This is a genomic window from Kocuria salina, assembly GCF_013368965.1.
Taxonomy (GTDB): Bacteria; Actinomycetota; Actinomycetes; order Actinomycetales; family Micrococcaceae; genus Kocuria; species Kocuria rosea.
Genome location: NZ_SSSF01000002.1, coordinates 281,930 through 303,758, shown reverse-complemented (window position 1 = coordinate 303,758; position 21,829 = coordinate 281,930). Strand labels below are relative to the sequence as shown.

Annotated in this window: 22 protein-coding genes and 2 riboswitches; of the genes, 13 read left to right on the top strand and 9 right to left on the bottom strand. The window is 72.9% G+C overall.

Translation table 11 applies throughout. The annotated features are described in order from the left end of the window. Positions 1-8: 8 nt before the first annotated feature. A complete protein-coding gene (gene cls, locus E7Z53_RS05520; protein ID WP_176337354.1) occupies positions 9-1,502 on the top strand; it encodes a cardiolipin synthase in 1,494 nt (497 codons plus the stop codon). A gap of 16 nt (positions 1,503-1,518) precedes the next feature. On the opposite strand, the gene E7Z53_RS05515 is transcribed toward cls, so the two are convergent. The 4 genes from E7Z53_RS05515 to E7Z53_RS05500 form a co-directional block, all read right to left on the bottom strand. Further along, positions 1,519-2,352, bottom strand: coding sequence for an anti-sigma factor (locus E7Z53_RS05515; RefSeq protein WP_176337353.1), 834 nt, complete (start codon positions 2,350-2,352; stop codon positions 1,519-1,521). After that, positions 2,336-2,899 carry an RNA polymerase sigma factor gene (locus tag E7Z53_RS05510; protein ID WP_035927855.1) on the bottom strand — a complete coding sequence of 188 codons (564 nt, stop codon included), beginning with the start codon at positions 2,897-2,899 and terminating at the stop codon, positions 2,336-2,338. Before E7Z53_RS05510 ends, E7Z53_RS05515 begins: the two co-directional genes overlap by 17 nt. A gap of 129 nt (positions 2,900-3,028) precedes the next feature. After that, complete coding sequence (locus E7Z53_RS05505; RefSeq protein ID WP_052132985.1) at positions 3,029-3,715, bottom strand: class F sortase; 687 nt, start codon at positions 3,713-3,715, stop codon at positions 3,029-3,031. A gap of 101 nt (positions 3,716-3,816) precedes the next feature. Further along, positions 3,817-4,635, bottom strand: coding sequence for a DUF4397 domain-containing protein (locus tag E7Z53_RS05500; protein ID WP_035927860.1), 819 nt, complete (start codon positions 4,633-4,635; stop codon positions 3,817-3,819). Positions 4,636-4,716: 81 nt separating this feature from the next. Between E7Z53_RS05500 and E7Z53_RS05495 the strand changes: the two genes are divergently transcribed. Further along, the gene (locus E7Z53_RS05495) at positions 4,717-5,100 is read left to right on the top strand and encodes an SDR family oxidoreductase (protein ID WP_081615795.1); all 384 of its coding nucleotides are present in this window, start codon (positions 4,717-4,719) and stop codon (positions 5,098-5,100) included. Positions 5,101-5,139: 39 nt separating this feature from the next. Here the strand turns inward: E7Z53_RS05495 and E7Z53_RS05490 are convergent, their stop codons facing one another. Then, positions 5,140-5,358, bottom strand: a complete 219-nt coding sequence (locus tag E7Z53_RS05490; protein WP_017833866.1) for a hypothetical protein — start codon at positions 5,356-5,358, stop codon at positions 5,140-5,142. A gap of 160 nt (positions 5,359-5,518) precedes the next feature. Here E7Z53_RS05490 and E7Z53_RS05485 point away from each other — a divergent pair, with 160 nt between their 5' ends. Then, a complete protein-coding gene (locus E7Z53_RS05485; protein WP_035927864.1) occupies positions 5,519-6,649 on the top strand; it encodes a baeRF2 domain-containing protein in 1,131 nt (376 codons plus the stop codon). 93 nt (positions 6,650-6,742) lie between these two features. Here the strand turns inward: E7Z53_RS05485 and E7Z53_RS05480 are convergent, their stop codons facing one another. The 3 genes from E7Z53_RS05480 to E7Z53_RS05470 all read right to left on the bottom strand — a co-directional run bounded on the left by E7Z53_RS05480 (position 6,743) and on the right by E7Z53_RS05470 (position 9,724). Continuing rightward, a complete protein-coding gene (locus E7Z53_RS05480; protein WP_017833864.1) occupies positions 6,743-8,161 on the bottom strand; it encodes an LLM class flavin-dependent oxidoreductase in 1,419 nt (472 codons plus the stop codon). Between the two features lie 78 nt (positions 8,162-8,239). Beyond that, positions 8,240-8,354: riboswitch (SAM riboswitch) on the bottom strand. A 142-nt stretch (positions 8,355-8,496) separates the two neighbouring features. Further along, positions 8,497-8,961, bottom strand: a complete 465-nt coding sequence (locus E7Z53_RS05475; protein WP_017833863.1) for a CoA-binding protein — start codon at positions 8,959-8,961, stop codon at positions 8,497-8,499. A gap of 85 nt (positions 8,962-9,046) precedes the next feature. Then, complete coding sequence (locus E7Z53_RS05470) at positions 9,047-9,724, bottom strand: maleylpyruvate isomerase N-terminal domain-containing protein (protein ID WP_017833862.1); 678 nt, start codon at positions 9,722-9,724, stop codon at positions 9,047-9,049. A gap of 107 nt (positions 9,725-9,831) precedes the next feature. Next, positions 9,832-9,936: riboswitch (SAM riboswitch) on the top strand. A gap of 5 nt (positions 9,937-9,941) precedes the next feature. On the opposite strand from E7Z53_RS05470, the gene E7Z53_RS05465 reads away from it, so the two are divergent. The 8 genes from E7Z53_RS05465 to E7Z53_RS05435 all read left to right on the top strand — a co-directional run bounded on the left by E7Z53_RS05465 (position 9,942) and on the right by E7Z53_RS05435 (position 18,461). Next, positions 9,942-10,775, top strand: coding sequence for an ABC transporter ATP-binding protein (locus tag E7Z53_RS05465; protein ID WP_017833861.1), 834 nt, complete (start codon positions 9,942-9,944; stop codon positions 10,773-10,775). Between the two features lie 95 nt (positions 10,776-10,870). Continuing rightward, on the top strand, positions 10,871-11,914 hold the full coding sequence (locus tag E7Z53_RS05460; protein WP_017833860.1) for an aliphatic sulfonate ABC transporter substrate-binding protein: 1,044 nt from the start codon (positions 10,871-10,873) through the stop codon (positions 11,912-11,914). Then, entirely contained in the window at positions 11,911-12,732 is an 822-nt protein-coding gene (locus E7Z53_RS05455) for an ABC transporter permease (protein WP_035927869.1), read from the top strand. The genes E7Z53_RS05460 and E7Z53_RS05455 overlap by 4 nt, the downstream gene beginning before the upstream one ends. 59 nt (positions 12,733-12,791) lie before the next feature. After that, complete coding sequence (locus E7Z53_RS05450) at positions 12,792-14,918, top strand: AMP-binding protein (RefSeq protein ID WP_035927873.1); 2,127 nt, start codon at positions 12,792-12,794, stop codon at positions 14,916-14,918. 238 nt (positions 14,919-15,156) lie between these two features. Then, a complete protein-coding gene (locus E7Z53_RS05445; protein ID WP_217905470.1) occupies positions 15,157-15,915 on the top strand; it encodes a succinate dehydrogenase in 759 nt (252 codons plus the stop codon). 5 nt (positions 15,916-15,920) lie between these two features. Next, positions 15,921-16,043, top strand: coding sequence for a hypothetical protein (locus E7Z53_RS20190; protein WP_017833856.1), 123 nt, complete (start codon positions 15,921-15,923; stop codon positions 16,041-16,043). Then, positions 16,040-16,762, top strand: a complete 723-nt coding sequence (locus E7Z53_RS05440; protein ID WP_017833855.1) for a 2Fe-2S iron-sulfur cluster-binding protein — start codon at positions 16,040-16,042, stop codon at positions 16,760-16,762. Before E7Z53_RS20190 ends, E7Z53_RS05440 begins: the two co-directional genes overlap by 4 nt. 79 nt (positions 16,763-16,841) lie before the next feature. Then, on the top strand, positions 16,842-18,461 hold the full coding sequence (locus tag E7Z53_RS05435; RefSeq protein WP_176337352.1) for an SLC13 family permease: 1,620 nt from the start codon (positions 16,842-16,844) through the stop codon (positions 18,459-18,461). A 69-nt stretch (positions 18,462-18,530) separates the two neighbouring features. On the opposite strand, the gene E7Z53_RS05430 is transcribed toward E7Z53_RS05435, so the two are convergent. Beyond that, entirely contained in the window at positions 18,531-19,598 is a 1,068-nt protein-coding gene (locus E7Z53_RS05430; RefSeq protein ID WP_176337351.1) for a tartrate dehydrogenase, read from the bottom strand. A gap of 333 nt (positions 19,599-19,931) precedes the next feature. Between E7Z53_RS05430 and E7Z53_RS05425 the strand changes: the two genes are divergently transcribed. Together E7Z53_RS05425 and E7Z53_RS05420 are read left to right on the top strand one after the other, a co-directional pair. Further along, positions 19,932-21,338, top strand: a complete 1,407-nt coding sequence (locus tag E7Z53_RS05425) for an O-acetylhomoserine aminocarboxypropyltransferase/cysteine synthase family protein (protein WP_035927888.1) — start codon at positions 19,932-19,934, stop codon at positions 21,336-21,338. Then, the gene (locus E7Z53_RS05420) at positions 21,335-21,829 is read left to right on the top strand and encodes a CoA-binding protein (RefSeq protein ID WP_017833126.1); all 495 of its coding nucleotides are present in this window, start codon (positions 21,335-21,337) and stop codon (positions 21,827-21,829) included. The genes E7Z53_RS05425 and E7Z53_RS05420 overlap by 4 nt, the downstream gene beginning before the upstream one ends.

Sequence of the window (21,829 nt, the reverse complement as noted above, 5' to 3'; positions counted from 1 at the left end):
CTGGCGAGGTGATCCCGGCCCTGTTCCCCTTCAGCGGCATCCCCGCGCACCTCCTCCCGGAGACCGCGACGATCGTCGTGCTGGTGCTGGGGCTGCTCATCAACCTGGTGGCCCTGGGCTGGATCCCGCACAACCGGCGGCCCTCCGTGGCCCTGGCCTGGCTGCTCGCGATCTTCCTGCTGCCCTACGTGGGGATCCTGCTGTTCCTGGCCATCGGCTCCGCCAAGCTGCCGAAGAAGCGGATGGCGATGCAGGCGAAGATGAACGACGTCATCCGCGAGAACACCCCGGACCTCCACATCCTGGGCAACACGGACGAGGAGCTGCCCGAGTGGGTGGCCTCCACCGCGGCCCTGAACTACAAGCTCGGCGCCCTGCCCATGGTCGGCGGCAACTCCTTCGAGATCCTCACCGACAACCACGAGGCGATGCGGATCATGGCGGACGCCGTGGACCGGGCCCGGGACTATGTCCACTTCGAGTTCTACATCGTGGCCATCGACGACGCCTCGCGTCCCCTCCTGGAGTCCTTGGTACGCGCCCACCGGCGGGGGGTGCGGGTGCGGGTGCTCATCGACCACCTCGGCTCCGTGGGCTACCCGGGGTACCGGGGGATGATCAAGCGCTTCGACGAGGCCGGGCTGCCGTGGCAGCGCATGCTGCCCGTCCGGCCGTGGAAGGGCGAGTGGCAGCGGCCCGACCTGCGCAACCACCGCAAGATCCTCGTGGTCGACGGCTCCCTGGCCTACACGGGTTCGCAGAACATCATCCACCGCTCCTACAACAAGCGCCGGAACCGCCGGAAGGGGCTCGAGTGGAAGGACCTGATGCTCGAGTGCACCGGTCCCGTGGTCGCCGAGCTCAACGCCCTGTTCACGAGCGACTGGTACTCCGAGACCGGCGACCTCCTGCTCGACGAGGCCGCCCGCGACCTCCCGGACACCCAGGGGCCGGTCTTCGCCCAGGTCGTGCCCTCCGGCCCCGGGTTCGAGACGGAGAACAACCTGCGCCTGTTCAACCACCTGATCTACAACGCCAACGAGCAGATCGTCATCGCCAGCCCGTACTTCGTCCCGGACGAGTCGCTGATGCACGCGCTGACCACCGAGGCGCAGTCCGGGGTGGACGTGCGGCTGTTCGTGGGCGAGACCTCGGACCACTTCCTGGCCTACCACGCCCAGAACTCCTACTACCAGGAGCTCGTCGAGGCCGGCGTGAAGATCTACCGGTACCGCTCCCCCACCGTGCTGCACGCCAAGTTCGTGCTCGTGGACGACTACGTCTCCGTGATCGGCTCGTCCAACATGGACGAGCGCTCGTTCGCCCTGGACCTCGAGATCTCCGTGTTCATCGCGGACCGGGACTTCCGGCGGCGGATGGATGCGGTGGTCGCCGAGTTCCTCGAGGCCAGCACCCTGCTGGACTTCGACGCGTGGAACCGTCGGCCGCTGTGGCACAAGTACGCCGACAACGTGGCCCGGCTGACCTCGGCCCTGCTCTGAGGGGCCGAGCCCCCGCTCAGACCTCCAGGACGCCGCGCACGATCGAGTCCCCCGAGTGCGTCGGGTCGCCGTCGATCGGCTCGTTCGAGACGTCCACGACCGGGAACTCGCCGACGTCCAGGTTCTCGGGCAGCACGAACACGGCCTCGTCCCCTGCCATCACGCCGAGGCTGACCATCCGCTGCGCGTCGGGGGCGAGCAGCCAGACCTCCTTGAACCCGTCCACGTCGGCGGGGTCGGTCCGCACCACCAGCTGACGGGTCCCGTCCGAGCGCTCGTCCACCTCCGCCGAGCCGCGGGCGGTGTAGCCGGCGAGGGGCTCGAGCTCCGCCGTGGCCAGCACCGTGGGGTCCGGCTCAAGGCCCAGGCGCTGCGCGCCCCAGACCGAGACGCCGCCCACGAGCAGCGCCGCGGCGGCCGCGGCGGCGGCCAAGGGGTACGGCACCCCGCGCCGGGGCCTGCGCCGGCGGGCGTCGAGGTCGACGACGGTCGCCCCGCCGCGCCCTGCGCCGTCGTCGCCCCGCGGGCCGGCCGCGGAGCCCGTGGGGGCGCCGACGGTGCCGGCGCTGTCCTCGGCGGCGGTGTCGCCGCGGGCGCTGTCCCGGGTGCCGGCGAACGGATCCGCCGCGACCTCGTCGGAGAGGCCCAGCTCGGCGTGGATCGCGGCCCAGACCCCGGGGCCGGGCGCCGTCACGGCGGGCGCCTCGGCCCGGCCGGCGTGCACGACGCGCTGCAGGGACGCGAGCTCGGCCGTGCAGTCCGCGCAGGAGGCGACGTGCTCCCGGCTCTGGGGGTCGAGGGCCTCACCCAGAGCCAGGAGCGTCAGCGACTCCTCACTCAGGTGTGCCATGACCGTCTCCCAATCGTGTTCGTAGGTTCGTGAGGCCGCGCCTCAGATGACTCTTGACCGTGCCGAGGGGCAGGTCCAGGTGCTGTGCGATCTGCTGGTGCGTGAGCTCCTCGTAGAACGCCAGCGCCATGATCGTCGACTTCGGGGGCCCGAGCCGCTCGACCTCCGCCCGCACCACGAGCCGGTCCACCAGCAGGTCCGACTCCTCGTGCCGCGGCTCCCGGTCGGTGCGCACCGCGTCCGCCTGGCGCCGCTCCGCCTCGCGGCCGGCGGTCCTCGCGGCGTCGGCGATGCAGTTGCGCGCGATCCCGATGAGCCAGGCGGGGGCCGAGGAGTGCTCGGGGCGGTAGCCGGACCGGTACTTCCACGCCCGGATGAAGACCTCCTGCACCACGTCGTCGGCACCCGCGTCGTCGCGCAGCGCCCGGAGGGCGAGACCCCGGATGACCCCGGCGCAGTGCCGGTACGCGGCACTCAGCGCCTGCTCGTCCCCCGCGGCGAACGCGGCGTCGAGCTCGGGTCCCCAGTCCGGGGGCGGCGGCGGCATCGTGGAAGGGCTCCTCGTGGGGCGGAGGTCGTGGTCGCGGGCGGCCGGGCGGTGCCCGGGCGCACGAGTCGTGCCCAGCCTAGTGGACACCGGCCATCCGGTCATGCGCCTCTCGCCTCCCTCCGCCGCTCAGGGCACCGGGACCGCCCGCAGCACCACGTTGTCCTCGTAGTCCCCGATCTCCTCGAGCCACTCCCCGCCGCACGTCACGAGGTGGAGCACCGGCTCGCCGGTCCGGCGGAACAGGTCCGCCTCCGCGAGGGACTTCTTGTGCACGTGCTGGACGGACTCGGTGCGGTAGCGCTGGACGCTCCCGTCCGCGCGCTCCACGCGGACCTCCGCCCCGACCGGCACGTCCTTGAGCTGCGCCATCGGCGTGACCTCGGTGAGGGTGTCGACGTGGCCGGCGACGACCGCGGCGCCCTCGTCCGCCCCGGGGGACGGACCGTACCGGTACCAGCCCAGCTCCACGTGGTTGTCCGGGATGGTCATGGCCCCGTTGTCCTCGACCCCCACCGGGACCACCGGCATGTCGATCGGGGAGCCGTCCACGACCACCCGCACGGGGGCGGGTACCTTCTCGGCGGGCGCCTGGGTGGCGGGAGCGACCGGGATCTCCGCGGGTGCCGCGGCGGACTGCGCCGGGGCCTCCGCGGAGACCGGACGGTCGAGGCCGGCAATTGCCGGCACCGCCTCCTCGCCCTGGTACGGTCCCGCCGCCAGGGAGTTCGCGGGCGGCACGGCCCCGCTCTCCGGGAGAGCGGTGACGGCCGCTGCCGCGAGCAGGGACACCGAGGCGACCGCCCCGGCACCCACCGCCGCCAGACGACGACGACGGGTGCCGGGAGTTGTCGGTCCGGGCGCGCGGTGGGCCGCAGCCTGCCGCGCACCCGGACCGTGCCTGTCAGGACCGCTCACTACCGGCGGTTCCCCGCGAGCACCCGGCGGGCACCGTACGCCGCGCCGATCAGCCCGAGCGCACCGGCGGCCGCGAGGCCGGCGGTCAGCATCGTGCGCTGCTCCTGGGCCGCGAGGCCGGACTGGCCGCCCGGCACGGCCTCGGGCGCCTGCTCCATGCCCTCCAGGGTCTGGACGGCGAGGTCCAGGTTCCCGGCCTCGAGGGAGCCCCACGCGTACACGATGTTGTGGGTGCCCTCGGCGAGCTCGAGATCGGCGGGGCCGATGACGGGCTCGGTGGTGCCCGCGGCGGCCACGGACGCCGAGACCGTGCCGGCGTCGACCGGGAGGGTCTCCTCGTTCGGGTTCTCGAGCCCGGTGATGATCGCCTGGTCGCCCGCGAGGACGTCCACGGCCGGGGCCGCGGCCACGTGCCGGACGGTCAGGTGCGACTTTCCGGCCTCGATCTCGGACATGTCGTTGGTGAACAGCGCGGCCGTGGGGTTGCCCTCGGCGTCGAGGTGGGCCGCGGCCGTGTAGCTCATCCCGGTCTGCAGATCGGCGGTGACGGGACCGATGATCGGCTCCGAGGCGTCGGCGGCGTCGGGGGCCGTGATGGCCAGGTCGTAGCTGCCGGCGGGCAGCTCCAGCGGGCCGGCCAGGGTGCCCGGCTCGAAGTCGTCGAGGGTGAGTTCACCGTTGACGTAGACGTCCACGACGGTGTCGGGGACGCCGTGGAGCACGGAGAGCTCGGCGTGCTCGGCGGCGAACGCCGGGCTCATGCTGAGGGCACCGGCACCGAGGCCGAGGACTGCTGCGGCGGAAAGGGTCTTGCGCATGGTAACTGCTCCTTGAACGGGCTCCCTGGCGGAAGCGGAATCGACCTTGCACCCGTACTACCGCCGTGGACCCCTCCGTGGATGCAGCAGGTCACATTTTTTCCGGGAAGTTTTTCCGGGCCCGTTCCGCACCACCATGAAGAGGGCGGCGCCGTGGCCCGCGCGGCGATCCCGCTGCTCCGGGCCTCCGGACGGGGAGCGATCGTCAACGTGGCCTCCGAGGCGGCCCTGCGCGGCTCCGCCGCGGGCGCGGCCTACACCGCCTCCGAGCACGCCGTGGCCGGGCTGACGAAGAGCACCGCCCTCACGCACGCCGCGGACGGCATCCGCACCAACGCGGTCGCCCCCGGTGCCACGGCCACGGCAGAGCAGGTCGCCGCCGTCATCGCCTTCCTCGCGAGCGACGACGCCTCCAACGTCAACGGCGTGATCATGCCCTCGGACGGCGGCTGGTCCGCGGTGTGACGCACCGCGCGGGGTCCTTGCCCCCGCGCGGTGCGCGGCTCACTCCTCCTCGAGCGTGGAGACCTCCTGCGGCTCGTCGAGGACGACCTCCTGGTCCTGCTCCACGAGGTCGTCGGGGTTCGCCTCGAGGGAGGACGCCTCCGAGCGGTCGGGCGCGTGCACCGGAGCCTCCTCGTCCTGGTCGTCGAGATCCTGCTGATCGGCGTCGATCGACTGCTCGAGCCGGTCGGCCTCGTCGTACTCGGGTACGTCGCTCATGACTGCCTCCTGCGTCGTGGGACCTGCGGGACCACCGGCCGTGGGGCCGGTCGTGTGCCTCCGACCCTACTCGTCGGGTCGTCTGTTCCCAGCCCCCTGGTGGTCGGATAACGTGGTCTGCACCACAGGAAGCACCGCTCACCAGCAGGAGTTGTCGATCATGACGAGCCGATTCCACCGCTACGCCGAACTGTTCAAGAGCAAGGGCCCCTGGTGCACCGTGTACACGGACATCAGCACCGGCACCGTCGACTCGCTGCACGCCATCGACGTGCTTCCGGAGAACATCTGCCGAGAGCTGGAGCGCCAGGGTGCGAGCAAGGCCGACCTCGCCGCGGTGGAGGCCGCCGTGCGCCCGGCCGAGGGCGTGCCGGACCCGGTGTGCCGGTACCTGCTGGTGCGCGGAGGCACCGTGGAGATCGACGAGGTCCTCCCCGGGCCCCGGGCCGGCAGCGGTGTCGTCCAGGTGGAGGACGTCCCCGATCTCACTCCCCTGTTCCGGCACCGCCCGGACGACTTCCCGTACGTGGTCGCCGAGGTGGGCCGGGACGGCGGCGAGATCTGCCTCCAGCACGCCAGCCGCGTCCGGGCCGCGGACGAGCAGCAGATCGAGGGCGAGACCGAGCACCTGAAGAAGTTCCCCGGGGGCGGCTGGTCGCAGGGGCGCTGGCAGCGGCACACGGAGGACGTGTGGCGGCGCAACACCGAGCAGGTGGCCGAGCAGATCGACAAGGTCGTGGCCGAGAGCGGGGCCCAGCTCGTCGTCCTGGCCGGGGACCTGCGGGCCCGGGGCCTGGTCGAGGAGCAGCTGTCCAAGGCGAGCCGGGGGATGCTGAGCGTCGTGGACGCCAACACCCGGGCGGAGGGCAGCAAGTCCGCCGACTTCGACCACCAGGTCGAGGAGCGCGTGGCGGAGGTCGTGGCGCACCGCCAGCAGTCGCTGCTCGAGCGGCTCGCCGAGCAGCAGGGACGCGCGGACCCCACCGCCGTCTCGGGGATGGCGCCCGTGGTCTCCGCCCTGCAGCAGGCCCAGGCGGAGACGCTGCTGATCGACGACACCCACCTGGACACGGAGCAGCAGCTCATCGCCCTGGACGCCGAGCCGTGGATCGCCCTGGAGGAGTCGGAGGCCGTGGGCGCCGGCGTGCTGGGCCGGGTCTCCGCCGACGCCGCGCTGGTGCGCGCCGCGGTGCTGACCGACGGCCGCCCCGTCTTCGTGCCGCCGGGGGCGCTGCCCCACGGCACGGACGTCGCGGCCCTGCTGCGCTGGAGCGCCGCACCGGCGTCCTGACCCGGCACGGACGAGGGGCCCCCGCACGCGGGGGCCCCTCGTCCGTGCCCTGCCCCGTGCTCTCGGCGGAGCCGCGGGGTCAGGGGACGGGGGTCAGAGGGCCAGCTGGCGGGCGGGGGTGTCCGCGGCGGAGGGCCTGCCCGCGTAGGCGCCCCGGAACGCGGCGGCGGGGTGGGTGCCGAGCACCTTGGTCTGCCCCTTGCCGTAGAGGTTCTCGCGCAGCGTGGTGCCCTCGTAGCCGGTGCGGTAGCGACCGCGCTTCTGCAGCTCCGGCACGACCCACTCCACGAAGTCCTCGAACGAGCCCGGGGACACGTGGTAGGCGAGGTTGATGCCGTCCAGCCCGCCCTCGTCGATCCACCGCTCGAGCTCGTCGGCCACGGTCTGCGGGGACCCGACGATCGGCACGCCCATGCCGCCCATCGAGATGTGCTTGGCGACCTCCTTGATCGTCCACTTCTTGTGCGGGTCGGCCGTGGTGAAGGGGGTCAGGAAGGACTGGATCGAGTCGGTCTTGATGTACTCCAGGACGTCGTTCTCGTCGTAGCGGCCCAGGTCCAGCCCGGACCAGCCGCCCACGAGGCCCAGCGCGCCGTCGGTGTCCGCGTACCGCTCGTAGTCGCGGCGCTTCTGCTCGGCCTTCGCGTCGGTCTCGTCGACGATCACGTGCAGCATGGCGAAGATCTTGAGGTCGTCCCGGTTCCGCCCGCCGGCCTCCGCCTCGTCGCGCAGCTTGTCGGTCACCACCCGGGTCAGGTCCGGGCGGATGCCGCCCACGAACACCGCCTCCGCGTGGCGGCCGGCGAACGCCCGCCCGCGGGAGGAGGCCCCGGCCTGGAAGATCAGCGGCGTGCGCTGCGGGGACGGCTCGGTCAGCCCGATGCCGGGGACGTCGAAGTACCTGCCGTGGTGCTGGATCGGGTGGACGAGCGCCGGGTCGGCGAAGACCCCGTTGACCCGGTCGCGCCGGACCGCGCCGTCCTCCCAGGAGCCCTCCCAGAGCTTGTAGCAGACCTCCATGAACTCCTCGGCGATCTCGTAGCGCTCGTCGTGGGAGATCTGCTCCGTCAGCCCGTGGTTCTCGGCGGCCGACTTCAGGTAGGACGTCACCACGTTGAAGCCCATCCGGCCCTTCGTGAGGTGGTCGAGGGTCGCGAACTTCCGGGCGAGCGGGTACGGCTGCTCGTAGGTGATCGCGCTCGTCACGCCGAAGCCGAGGTGCTTCGTCACGGCCGCCATCGCGGAGATCTGCATGAAGGGGTCGTTGACCGGGATCTGGGTGGCGTCCCGGATCACCGGGGCCGCGGAGTTCTGGTAGACGTCGTAGTACCCGACGACGTCCGCGAGGAACAGCGCGTCGAAGAGCCCCTTCTCCAGGACCTGGGCGACGTCCGTCCAGTACTCGATCGTGTTGTACTCGTCCGCCCGGGAGCGGGGGTGCTTCCACAGACCGGGGGCCTGGTGGCCCACGCAGGTCATGTCGAAGGCGTTCAGGGCGATGCGCTTGCTCATGGGGTGTTCCTCCCGGGTCGATACCGACCCGCGCCCGTGCGTCGTGGAGACCTGCCCGCGGGTCCGACGCACTGGTGGGCGCCGTACTTGCCGCGGAGCACGTGCACCGCGGCCCGATGTTCATCTGGGGCACCCCGCTACGGGAGAGGGTTGCCGCCCGACCAGCCAGAGCTTCGTGTCGGGACTCGTCATCGTCGTCGGGGGACAGCTTAGCGGGTGGCCCCTGACCGGGTGCAACCCCTGTGCGGTCCCGCCGCACGGGGACGGTCCCGGCCCGCATCGGGCCTGCGCCCACCCGGTTCGGGCGGCTCCGCCGGGTCGCTCAGCCGGGTCTTTCAGCCGGGCGGGGCGAGCGGCGGGGTCCGGCCCGGGTCCAGGGTCCAGCCCCGCCGGAGCAGGGACCGGAGCTCGATCAGGGGGCAGGTGTCCATGACCACGTCGAGGCCGGCCCGCTCCGCCCGGGCGGCGGCGTCCTCGTCGACGACGCCCAGCTGCAGCCACACCGCGGCGGCGCCCACGGCGATGGCCTGGTCCACCACCGCGCCGACGCGGCGGGAGTTCACGAAGCAGTCCACCACGTCGATCGGCCCCGGGACCTCGGCGAGCGTGCGGTGGCCGGGCTCGCCGTGCACTGGCTCGCCCTTCGGGTTGACCGGGACGATCGTCATGCCGAGGTCGTCCCGGATCCGCTTCGCCACCGAGTGCGCCGGACGGGCCGTGTTGCCGGTCAGCCCCACCACGGCCCACCGGCCGGGCCGTGTCATGAGGCGGTCGATGACGGCGGGGTCGTTGCGGCTCATGCCCCCAGCCTGGCACGGAACCCGTTCCCCCTCCTTCTTCCTCCGCGGGATTGCACGTGTCGGCGACCTCGCGGAGGGGGGAGGGTCAGGAGAAGAGCGGCAGGAGGTCCGCGTGCGCGCCCAGCTCCGCACGCTCCTGGGCGGTCAGCTCCGCCCGGCCGGTTCCCACGCGGGCGAAGTGCTCGTCGCTCCAGTGCTCGAGCGGTTCCCGCTCCCACAGGTCGGTGAGGACCCGGCGGACCTCGGCGAGCCCGTCCACGGCGGGACCCGGGGAGCCGTCCAGGTGCTGGATCAGGTCCAGGTGGTGGACCGTGGCCTCCACCGCGAGGGTGCTCAGCAGGTCCTCGACGCGCAGCACGTGCCCCTGGGTGCGGACCGCGCCGTCGCCGCAGTGCTGCGCGGCGTGCACGAGCGCCCGGGTGGTCTCGCGGTGGAGGGCGCGCACCGGCTCCCAGTCCAGGACCATGGACGCGGCCACGCGGGTGTGGCGCCGGGCCTCGGCGGCCCCCGCGGGATCGCCGCCCCAGTCGGTCCAGTAGGTCGCGGCGTCCCGGTCGGGGCGGGCGGTGGTGGGCGTGTGCAGCGCGACCAGCCCCCGCAGGGCGTCCATCGCGCAGTGGTGGGTGAGGTCCCGGACCGACCACCCCGGGCAGCCAGTGGCGGCCCAGGAGTCGTCGTCGCCGAGCCCGTCGAGGACCGCGCCGAACGCCGCGCAGGCGTCGCGTACCAGGTCCGCCCGGGCCGGGCTTCTGCGGCTCGTCATGGGTCCATGGTGGGGCACGGAGGGCTCCCGTGCCAGCGATGTGTCGCGATCACCACGGATGCGACGGATTTGCCAGGGAACACGCCGAGGACGTTCAATTGGTGGTGTAACCATCCGGAGCGGCTGAGAGACCTGGCTCGTCGACGTCGCAGCAACCGGCACGGATCCGTCTGATCCTCCGTGCGAGGTGCTAATGCCAGGACCGATGGAGTTGATCATGAGCACTTCCCTGCTGGGCTCTGCGCCGGCCACCGCACCGGGCACCGCGAAGCGCGCCTTCTCCGTGGCCTTCGAGCACGTCGGCAAAGCCTTCCCGTCCGGCCGCGAGACCCACCACGTCCTGCAGGACGTCGACGTCACGGCCCGGCCCGGCGAGGTCCTGGCGGTCCTGGGGCCCTCGGGGTGCGGCAAGTCCACGCTGCTGCGGGCCGCGGCGGGGCTCGACACCGCCTCGGCCGGACGGGTGCTCATCGACGGCACCCCCGTGTCCGGCATCGACCCGCGCTGCGCGGTCGCCTTCCAGGAGCCCCGCCTGCTGCCGTGGCGCTCGGTGCGCGAGAACGTCCGCCTGGGCCTGCCCCGCGGACTCCCCCGGGACGAGGGGGACGCCGTGATCGACGACCTGCTGCGCCTGGTGGGGCTCACCGCGCACGCCGGCCACCGTCCCCGCGCGGTCTCCGGCGGCATGGCCCAGCGCGCGTCCCTGGCCCGGGCCCTGGCCCGCAATCCCGGGGTCCTGCTGCTCGACGAGCCCTTCGGCGCGCTCGACGCCCTGACCCGCCTGAAGATGCAGGACCTGCTGCTCACGATCCACGCGGCCCAGCCCACCACCGTCCTGCTCGTCACCCACGACGTCGACGAGGCGCTGCAGCTCGCGGACCGGATCGTGGTCCTGGGCCGGACCGGGCCCACCGCCCCGGCCTCGATCAGCACGATCCTCGCCGTCCCCGGCGAGCGCCCCCGGGACCGGGCCTCCGAGGTCCTCGCCGAGCTGCGCGTGCAGCTCCTCGGCCACCTCGGCGTCGACACCCACCACCCCGCGACCCGCTGACGCGGCCCACCCCCACCCCGACTCCCCTCCCCGGACCAGCGGCGGCACCCGCCCGCGCCGCCCGGCACCGTCCGTCCACCACGAAAGGCTCCGCCATGCCCCTGCCCCAGCGCTCCGTCCGCACCGTCCCCGCACTCGCCGCCGTCCTGGCCCTCGGCCTGACCGGGTGCATGGCCGGTGAGGGCTCCGGTGAGCCGCCCGCGGAGGCCGCCGGGGACGGCACCGTCCGCGTTGACTGGGCCACCTACAACCCGCTCTCCGTGGTGATCAAGGAGAAGGGCTGGCTCGAGACCGCGTTCGCCGAGGAGGGCATCGAGGTGGAGTGGGTGCAGTCCGCCGGGTCGAACAAGGCCAACGAGGCGCTGCGTGCGGAGGCGGTGGACATCGGCTCCACCGCGGGCTCCGCGGCGCTGCTGGCCCGCAGCAACGGCACCCCGATCCGGGTGATCGACCTCTACTCGCAGCCGGAGTGGTCCGCCCTGGTCACCACCGCCGGCAGCGAGGTGCAGGAGGTCGCGGACCTCGAGGGCCGCACCGTGGCCGCGACCAAGGGCACCGACCCGTACTTCTTCCTGCTCCAGGCCCTCGACGAGGCCGGTGTGGACGCCGGGGACGTCACGATCCAGAACCTGCAGCACGCCGACGGCCGCGCCGCCCTGGAGAACGGCCAGGTGGACGCCTGGTCCGGGCTCGACCCGATCATGGCCGCCGCGGAGGAGAACGGCGCGGAGCTGTTCTACCGCAACGTCGACTTCAACACCTACGGCTTCCTCAACGCCCACGAGAGCTTCCTCGAGGAGCAGCCCGAGGCCGCCCAGACCGTGGTGGACGTCTACGCCTACGCCCGGCAGTGGGCGCAGGAGAACACGGAGGAGACCGCGCAGCTGCTCGCCGAGGCGGCCGGGATCGAGCTGTCCGTGGCCGAGAAGGTGCTCGAGCGCACCAACCTGGACATCGACCACGTGCCGGGCGATGAGCAGCTGGCGGTCCTCGAGAAGGTCGGGCCGATCTTCGTGGAGTCCGACGACGTGGCCGGCCAGGAGCAGATCGACGAGGCGCTCGGGAGCATCGTGGAGAGCTCCTACGCCGAGAACGCCGACGCCTCCCGCGCGGCCGAACTGGTCGGGGCCGGGCAGTGACGCAGCCCCTGGCCCCCGCCGAGGAGGCGCAGCGTCTCGAGGACGCCCCCGCCGCGGCCCCCCGGCGGCGGCCGCTGCTGCGCACCGGGCTGGGCCTGATGCTGCCCGCCGCGCTGCTGGTGCTGTGGCACGTGCTGTCCACCGCCGGCGTCTTCAGCGCCGTGCAGCTGCCGGCCCCGCTCGCGGTGCTCGAGGCCGGGATCGGCCTGCTGGCCGGCGGGGACCTGTGGACCCACGTGGGCATCTCGACCCAGCGCGTGCTGATCGGCTTCCTGATCGGCGCCGGGCTCGGCCTCGTGGCCGGGTCCTTCATCGGCCTCTCCCGCTGGGGCTCCACGCTGGTGGGCCCCACGATCGGGGCGTTCCGGGCGGTGCCGTCCCTGGCGTGGGTGCCGCTGCTGCTGCTGTGGATCGGCCTCGGCGAGGACTCCAAGGTCACGCTGGTGGCCATCGGCGCGTTCTTCCCGGTCTACACCACCGTCTCCGCGGCCCTGCAGCACGTGGACCGCAACCTCATCGAGGCGGCGCGGGCGTTCGGGCTGCACGGGCTGCGCCTGCTCACCACGGTGCAGCTGCCGGCCGTCATGCCGTCGGTCATCTCGGGGCTGCGCCTGGCCCTGGCCCAGGCCTGGCTGTTCCTCGTGGCCGCCGAGCTGCTGGGCGCCTCCATGGGCCTGGGCTGGCTGCTCACCGACTCGCAGAACAACGGCCGCACCGACCGCCTGCTCCTCGCCATCGTGCTGCTCGCGGTGCTCGGCAAGGCGACGGACGCGCTGCTGGGGGTCTTCGAGAAGTGGGCCGCCAAGAAATGGGCCTGACACGTGCGCCTGGCACAGTGGAACCGTCGTCCGTGCCGGCCGGAAAGGACAGCAGCACCGTGAGCTTCAGCTGGAGCGACCCCTCCTCCCCCACCCCCAATCCCGCCCTGGTCTCGGAAGAGGCCCGGATCGCCTTCTGGGAGGCGCAGGCGTCGCGCCTCGACTGGGCGCGGCCGTGGACCACCGCGCACCGCTTCGAGGCCCCGCGGCGGCTCGGGACGGACGAGCAGGGCGGCCCCACCTGGTCGGTCCCGGAGATCGCGTGGTTCGAGGGCGGCAGGCTCAACGTGGCCCACAACTGCGTGGACCGCCACGTCGAGGCCGGCCGCGGCGCCCACGTGGCCCTGTACTTCGAGGGAGAGCCCGGGGACCGGCTGGTCTACACCTACGCCGACCTGCAGCGGGAGGTCTCCCGCGCCGCCAACGCCCTGCTCGCCCTGGGCGTGGAGCAGGGCGACCGGGTGGTGATCTACCTCCCCGTCATCCCGGAGACCGTCATCATCACGCTGGCCTGCGCCCGCATCGGCGCGGTGCACTCCCTGGTCTTCGGCGGGTTCTCCGCCGAGGCGCTGCGCTTCCGCGTCGAGGACACCGGCGCCAAGGTCCTCGTGACCACGGACGGGCAGCACCGGCGCGGCGCCGTGGTGCCCGTGAAGGCCGTGGCCGACGAGGCCTGCAGCGGTGACAACGCGGTCGAGCACGTCGTCGTCGTGCGCCGCACCTCCCGGCCCGGGCGCACGGACCTGCCGCGGGGCACCCGGGGGACGCACTCCAAGGAGGAGGACGCGGTCCCGTGGACGCGCGGGCGGGATGTGTGGTGGCACGAGCTGGTCGCCGAGCAGTCCGACGTGCACGTGCCCGAGGCGTTCGACGCCGAGACGCCGCTGTTCATCATCTACACCTCCGGGACCACCGGACGGCCCAAGGGCCTGGTGCACACGATGGGCGGCTATCTCGTGCAGACCGCCTACACCCACGCGCTGCTGTTCGACCTGCTGCCCGACGTCGAGGACGAGGACGGCGCACTGCGCCCGGACGAGCTGGCCACCGTCAACGACCCCGCGAAGGTGGACTCGACCGTCCACTGGTGCACTGCGGACCTCGCGTGGGTCACCGCGCACACCTACGAGATCTACGGGCCGCTGGTCAACGGCGTGTCCGAGGTAATCTACGAGGGCACCCCGAACACCCCGCACTGGGGCCGGCACTTCGAGGTGATCGAGCGCTACGGGGTCACCGCCTACTACACGGCGCCCACGCTGATCCGCTCCCTGATGGGCGCGTTCCCCAAGGGCGTCCCGCCGCTCTACAACCTCAACTCGATCCGGCTGCTCGGCTCCGTGGGCGAGTCGATCAACCCCGAGGCCTGGCGCTGGCTGCGCGCGCAGCTGGGCAGGGACGAGGTGCCGTTCGTGGACACGTGGTGGCAGTCCGAGACCGGCGCCACCGTGATGTCCCCAAGGCCGCACGACCCCCAGTTCGCGCCCCCGGGGACGTTCGACGACGGAGCCCCGCGCACCGCGCTCAAGCCCGGCTGCGCGACCCGGGCGGTCCCGGGGATCTCCACCCGCGTGGTCGACGAGGCCGGGGAGACGGTCCCGCCCGGGGTGCAGGGCTTCGTGGTGGTGGACCGGACCGGTCCCTCGATGGCCCGCACCGTGTGGGGCGACCCGCAGCGCTACCTCTCCTCCTACTGGCAGGCCTACGCCGAGCAGGGCTGGTTCCTGGCCGGGGACGGCGCCCGCTACGACGAGGAGGGGGACATCTACATCCTGGGGCGGGTCGACGACGTCATCAACGTCTCCGGGCACCGGCTGTCCACCATCGAGATCGAGTCGGCGCTCGTCACCCACCCGTGGGTGGTGGAGGCCGGCGCGGCGCCGGTGCGCGACGAGCTGACCGGGCACGCGGTGCTCGCCTACGTGGTGCTGACCCCCGAGGCCGCCCGGGTCCCGGCGGAGGAGCTGACCGCGGCCCTGCGCGAGCACGTGGCGCACGAGATCGGGCCGATCGCCAAGCCGCGGGCGGTCGTGGCGGTCCCCGACCTGCCGAAGACCCGGTCCGGGAAGATCACCCGGCGGCTGCTCGCGCAGCTGTGGGAGGGCGCCCCGCTCGGCGACCGGTCCTCGCTGCAGAACGAGGAGTCCCTCGAGCGCATCGCCGGCGTCCTGGCCGCACGGCGCTAGCCCCCGCCGCGAGGGGTCGCTTCCGGCGCCCCTCCGGCCGCGAGGGGTCGCTTCCGGTCGGAATGAGCTGCTCACACCGGCGGAAAACGACCCCTCGCGCCGCCGCGGAGACGGGAAAAGACCCCTCGCGCCGCCGCGGAGACGGGAAACGACCCCTCGGCGCGGCTCCGTGACGGTCCGCGACCCCCTCCGCAAGGACGTTGAGACTTGTGACGTCTCAGCCCGCACCGCCCCTAGGATGAATGCCGTGAACGACTCCCCCCGCCCCGCAGGCACGGCCCGCTCCGCGCCGGACGGGCTGCTGCCCGCCCTGCCGAACACCGACCTCAAGCTCGCGATGGCCGCCTCCGGCGCCCTGTTCTCGGGCTACGTGCTGGTGCACATGCTGGGGAACCTGAAGGTCTACCAGGGCGCGCAGAAGTTCGACGCCTACGCCGAGCTCCTCCGCACGGCGGGCGCCCCCGTGCTGCCGCGCGGCACGGTGCTCTGGGCGGCCCGCGGCGTGCTCGCAACCGGCCTCGTGGTCCACACGGGCGCCGCCGCGGTGCTCACCGCGCGGTCCTGGGCGGCAAACGGGACGCTGCTGCCGCGCACCGGCCGGCGTCCGCGGGGCCGTCGTCGCTCCCCGTGGACGGTGGCGAAGCGCTCGATGCGCAGCACGGGCGGCGTGCTCGGGCTGTTCACCCTCTTCCACGTGCTCGACCTGACCCTGGGCGCCCGGCCCGCCGCGGCCCGGGGCTTCGAGCACGGCAGCGCCCACGCCAACCTCGTGGCCAGCCTCTCCCGCCCGCCGGTGGCCGCCGCCTACGCCCTGTCCATGGCGGCACTGGCCGCCCACCTGGTGCACGGCATCCCGGAGATCGCCAATGACGTGGGCGTGGGCGGTGACCGGCGCTTCCAGCGGCGGCTGCGGATCGCCGCGAACGCGTTCGGCGCCGCGGTGGCCGCCGGCAACACCACGATCCCGGTGGCCGTGCTGACCCGCGCGGTGCGCTGAGCCCCGTGGCCGCCCTTCCCCGCCTGCGGGACGACCTCCCGCGGGACGCCCTGCTGCGGGACGACGTCCTGCAGGACGACCTTCTTCGAGACGACTTTCTTCGAGACGACAAGGACCCGAGCGAGTGAGCACCTTCTCCCTGACCGTGGACGTGTGGCGCCAGCCCTCCCCGGAGGAGCCCGGGGACTTCACGGCCTACGACGTCCCGGACGCGAGCCCGGACATGACCGTGCTCGAGCTGCTCGACCGGATCAACGCGCAGCTGGAGGCCGCCGGCGAGGACCCGGTGGTCTTCGACGACGGGTGCCGCGAAGGGGTCTGCGGCAAGTGCGGGGTGACGGTCGACGGCGTGGCGCACGGCCCCGAGCGCAACGCCGCGAGCTGCATGCAGCACCTGGGGGCCTACCGGGACGGGGACCGCGTGCGCATCGAGCCGCTGCGGGCGGCGTCCTTCCCGGTCAAGCGGGACCTCTCCGTGGACAAGAAGGCGCTGCGCCTCGTGGCGAAGGCGGGCAAGTTCCCGGTGGCGATGAAGGCCCTGGCCAACGGCGGCTGCATCAGCTGCGGGGCGTGCGTGGCGTCCTGCCCCAACGGGTCCGGCCAGCTGTTCGTGGGCACGATGCTGCGGGAGCTGCCGCCGCTGGCCAAGGACGACGCCGAGCGCCGGGAGCGTTCCGCCCGGGTGATCGACGCCTCCGAGGAGCAGTTCGGGCCCTGCTCCCTGCTCGGCGACTGCGTGGAGGTCTGCCCGGCAGGGCTGCCGATCGAGAACCTCTCCGCGGTGGCGCAGGAGAACCTGCGCAACCGTTTCCCGCGCCGGAGCAGGGACGCCCCGGACCCCGGATGACCCGGCGCGGCGCGCCTTGCCGCCCGGTGACGTGACTGCTACCTTTCGGGCACGCCCCCGAGACCATGAGGTGGATCACATGAGCGAGCGCCCCGGAAAGATCGTCCCCGAACAGGGCGAGTTCGACTACGAGCCCGACGACCGCGAACCTGCCCGCCCGGCGGCGAAGACCTGGCTCTTCCGCGGCCTCGGCCTGCTGCTGGCCTTCCTAGTCTGGTTCCTGCTCGGCGGCGCGGACGTCTCGGCCGACGCCCGGGTGGTGGGTGCGGTCGCCACGCTGATGGCGGTCTGGTGGATGACCGAGGCGGTGCCGCTGTCCATCACCTCGCTGCTGCCCATCGTGCTCTTCCCGGTGCTCACGGCGCTCACCGTGGCCGAGACGACCGCACCCTACGCCAACCCGATCGTGTTCCTGTTCCTCGGCGGCTTCCTGATCGCGATCGCCATGCAGAAGTGGAACCTGCACCGCCGGATCGCGCTGCTGACCCTGCGCCGGGTGGGCACCCACCCGCGGCAGATCATCCTCGGCCTGATGATCTCCACGGCCTTCCTCTCCATGTGGGTCTCCAACACCGCGACCACGCTGATGATGCTGCCGATCGGGCTGTCCGTGCTGACCCTGGTGGTCGAGAACAGCCGCAACGCCGGCACCCGGGCCGAGACCGAGGCCATGGGCGAGGACATCCGCGGCGGCAAGGCCATCAGCGACGTCATCGACGATCGCGACGTGCGCCTGTTCGGCGTGTCCCTGGTCCTGGCGATCGCCTGGGCCGCCACCATCGGCGGCCTCGGCACCCTGCTGGGATCCCCGCCCAACGCCATCGTGGCCGGCTACATCAGCGACGAGCTGGACCGGACCGTGGGCTTCGCGCAGTGGATGATGCTCGGCGTGCCGATCGTGGTGGTCTTCATCGGTCTCGCCTGGATGCTCATCACCCGCGTCATCTTCCGCTTCAACCTGGCGGAGGTGCCCGGCGGCAAGGAGCTGATCAACGAGGAGATCGCCGCCCTGGGGCCCATGAGCAAGGGCGAGAAGACCGTGCTGGCCGTGTTCGTCATTGCCGCGTTCTTCTGGATCGTCCCGGGGCTGCTGTCCGGCATCGGCACCATCGGCGAGCAGCTGCCCTGGCTGGACCTCTTCGACGACACGGTGGTCGCCATCGGCGCCGGCGTGCTGCTCTTCCTGCTCCCCGGGGACAAGCAGGGCAACATGACCCTGGAGTGGAAGGACGCCGAGGAGGGCCTCCCGTGGGGCGTGCTCCTGCTCTTCGGCGGCGGTCTGTCGCTGGCCGCCGCCGTGGCCGGCACGGGCCTGGACGCCTGGTTCGGCGCGCAGGTCTCCGGGCTCGGCGCGCTGCCGATCGTCCTGCTGCTCGCGGCGGTGGTCACGATCGTCCTGCTCCTGACCGAGATCACGTCCAACACCGCCACGGCGGCCACCTTCATCCCGATCCTGGGCGGCGTCGCCGTCGGCATCGGGGTGGACCCCATGACGCTGCTCATCCCGGCGGCGCTGGCGGCCACGTGCGCGTTCATGCTCCCCGTGGGCACCCCGCCCAACGCCATCGTCTTCGCCACCGGCCAGGTCAAGATCGCCGAGATGGTGCGCGGCGGCATCGTCCTCAACATCGTGGGCGTCATCCTGATCACGATCTTCACCGTGCTCATCGGGCCCTTCGCCCTGGGCCTGGTGATCTAGCCCGTCCTCGTCCCGGCACAGGGGGGCCCGTGGGTGTCCACGGGCCCCCCTGTCGTGCCACCTCCTGCGTCAGGGGGCGTCGGTGCACCGGGCCAGCACGGCCTGCGTGAACTGCTCCGTGCTCGCCGTCCCGCCGAGGTCCCCGGTCAGGGTGCCGCCGGCCATGGTCTGCTCGAAGGCGGACTCCAGGTGCCGGGCCGCCGCGGTCTCCCCGAGGTGGTCCAGCATCATGGCTGCCGCCCACATCGTGCCCACGGGGTTGGCGATGCCCTGTCCGGCGATGTCGGGGGCGGAGCCGTGCACCGGCTCGAACATGGACGGGTGGGTCTTCTCCGGGTTCAGGTTGGCGCTGGGGGCGACACCGATCGAGCCGGCGGCCCCGGCGGCGAGGTCGGAGAGGATGTCGCCGAAGAGGTTGGAGGCGACGATCACATCGACGCTCCGCGGCTTGAGGACCATCCGGGCGGCCAGCGCGTCGATGAGGACCTTCTCGACCGTCACGCCCGGGTACTCGGCGACCGTGGCCTCCACGACCTCGTCCCAGAACGGCATGGTGTGGATGATGCCGTTGGACTTCGTGGCCGAGACCAGCCGGCCTGTGCGGCGCTGGGCCAGCTCGGCGGCGTAGCGGGCGATCCGGGTGACGCCGGCGCGGGTGAACACGGACTCCTGGACGGCCATCTCCTCGGGCCGGCCGCGGTAGAGCCGGCCGCCGACCTCGGAGTACTCGCCCTCGATGTTCTCGCGGACGACGACGAGGTCCAGCTCGTCGAGCCCGCGCAGGGGCGAGGTCACGCCCGGGAGGATCCGGATCGGCCGGAGATTGACGTACTGGTGGAACTCGCGGCGGATGGGGATCAGCAGGCCCCACAGGGTGACGTCGTCGGGGATGTCCGGGGCGCCCACCGCCCCGAGCAGGACGCCGTCGCCGGAGGCGAGCTGCTCGATGCCGTCGACGGGCATCATCCGGGAGTGGGCCCGGTAGTGGTCGGAGCCCCACCCCCGCTCGCGCCAGTCGACGGTGAAGCCGTGCGCCTGCGCCAGCGCGTCGACGCAGCGCAGCGCGGACGGCATGACCTCCTGGCCGATGCCGTCACCGGCGATCACGTCGATGGTGTAGTGCCGTGTCCTCGTCACCAGGTCCTCCGCAGCGTCGTGGGCGCGGGAAAGGCGGGCGCCTTCCGCGCATGGCGCAGAGCATAGCGCCCCGGCCGCCCCGCCCGGGGTGCGGGCGGCGCCGCCCCGGGCCGGCGGTTGGCGCGGGGCGGCCCCGGGCAGCACAATGGGAGGCAGCCATCCCGAGCGGCCGAGGGACCTGGACCGACGACGCCGCAGCAACCGTGGTCGACGTCGCAGACCGCACGGTGCTACCGCCAGGACCGATGGGGCACCGCACCCCCGGCACCCCCGCCGGGACCCTCCTGACGCCCGGGACCGTCCAGCGGCACCACTCGCACGAGGAGCTTCCCCATGGCCGACCACCAGTTCGGGTTCCGCACCCGCGCCCTGCACGCCGGGGGCACCCCCGACGCCGAGCACGGCGCCCGCGCGGTCCCGATCTACCAGACCACCTCGTTCGTCTTCAAGGACGCCGACGACGCCGCCAACCTGTTCGCCCTGCAGAAGTACGGCAACATCTACTCCCGCATCGGCAACCCGACCGTCGCGGCGTTCGAGGAGCGCATCGCGTCCCTCGAGGGCGGCATCGGCGCCGTGGCCACCGCCTCCGGCATGTCCGCCGAGTTCCTCGTGTTCGCCGCGCTCGCCCAGGCCGGGGACCACATCGTGGCCTCCGCCCAGCTCTACGGGGGCACGGTCACCCAGCTGGACGTCACCCTGCGCCGTTTCGGGATCGAGACCACGTTCGTCCCCGGCACCGACCCCGCCGACTACCGGGCGGCGGTGCGCCCGGGCACCAAGGCCGTCTACACGGAGGTCGTGGCCAACCCCTCCGGCGACGTCGCGGACCTGGAGGGCCTGGCGGCGGTCGCGCACGAGGCCGGCGTGCCGCTGGTCGTCGACTCGACCATGACCCCGCCGTACCTGGTCCGCCCGATCGAGCACGGGGCGGACATCGTCATCCACTCGGCCACCAAGTTCCTGGGCGGGCACGGCACCACGCTGGGCGGTATCGTCGTCGAGTCCGGCCGCTTCGACTGGGCGAACGGCAACTTCCCGTCCATGACGGAGCCGGTGCCCACGTACAACGACGTCACCTGGTGGGGGAACTTCGGGGAGTACGGATTCCTGACCCGGCTGCGCACCGAGCAGCTGCGGGACATCGGCCCCGCCCTGGCGCCCCAGTCCGCCTGGAACCTGCTCCAGGGCGTGGAGACGCTGCCGCAGCGCATGGACGCGCACCTGGCCAACGCGCGGGCCGTCGCGCGGTGGCTGGAGGAGGACCCCCGGGTCTCCTACGTCAACTGGGCCGGGCTGCCGAGCCACCCCCATCACGAGCGGGCCCGGCGGTACCTGCCCCTCGGCCCGGGCTCCGTGTTCGCGTTCGGGGTCTCCCCCACGGAGCGGCTCGGAGGGCGGGAGGTCGGGGCGCGCTTCATCGAGAACCTGCAGCTGGCCAGCCACCTCGCCAACATCGGGGACGCCCGCACCCTCGTCCTGCACCCCGCCTCCACCACGCACCAACAGCTGAGCGCCGAGCAGCTGGTCGGCGCGGGGGTGCGGGAGGACCTCATCCGCCTGTCGGTGGGCCTCGAGGACGTCGAGGACATCCTCTGGGACCTCGACCAGGCCCTCACGGCGGCCACCGGCCTGCCCCGGGAGACCCCCGGCCGCGCGGCCGGCGCCCCGGCCGGCGCCACCGCCGACGACACCGCTGCTGCCGACGCCGACGTCACGACCGAAGGAGCGCTCCGATGACCGCCGAGACCCGCACGTGGACTGGGCCGAGCGCGCCCGAGCGGCTGAGCATCCTGCACGGCACCGAGTCGATCGCCGTCGTGGGCGCGTCCGACAAGCCGTCCCGCGCCTCCTACTTCGTCTCGACCTACCTGCTGTCCTCCTCGCCGTACCGGGTGTACTTCGTCAACCCGGCGCTGCGGGAGATCATGGGCCGGCCCGTCTACCCGTCCCTCGCGGACCTGCCGGAGACGCCCGACGTCGTCGACGCGTTCCGGCGCCACGACGACCTCCCCGGCGTGGCCCACGAGGCCGTGGCCGTCGGGGCGAGGACCCTGTGGCTGCAGCTGGGGTCCTGGCACGAGGAGGCCGCCCGGATCGCCGAGGAGGGCGGGCTCTCCGTGGTCATGGACCGCTGCCTGAAGATCGAGCACGCCCGCTTCCACGGCGGGCTCCACCTGGCCGGCTTCAACACCGGGGTCATCTCGTCGAAGCGCCAGGTCCTGTCCTGA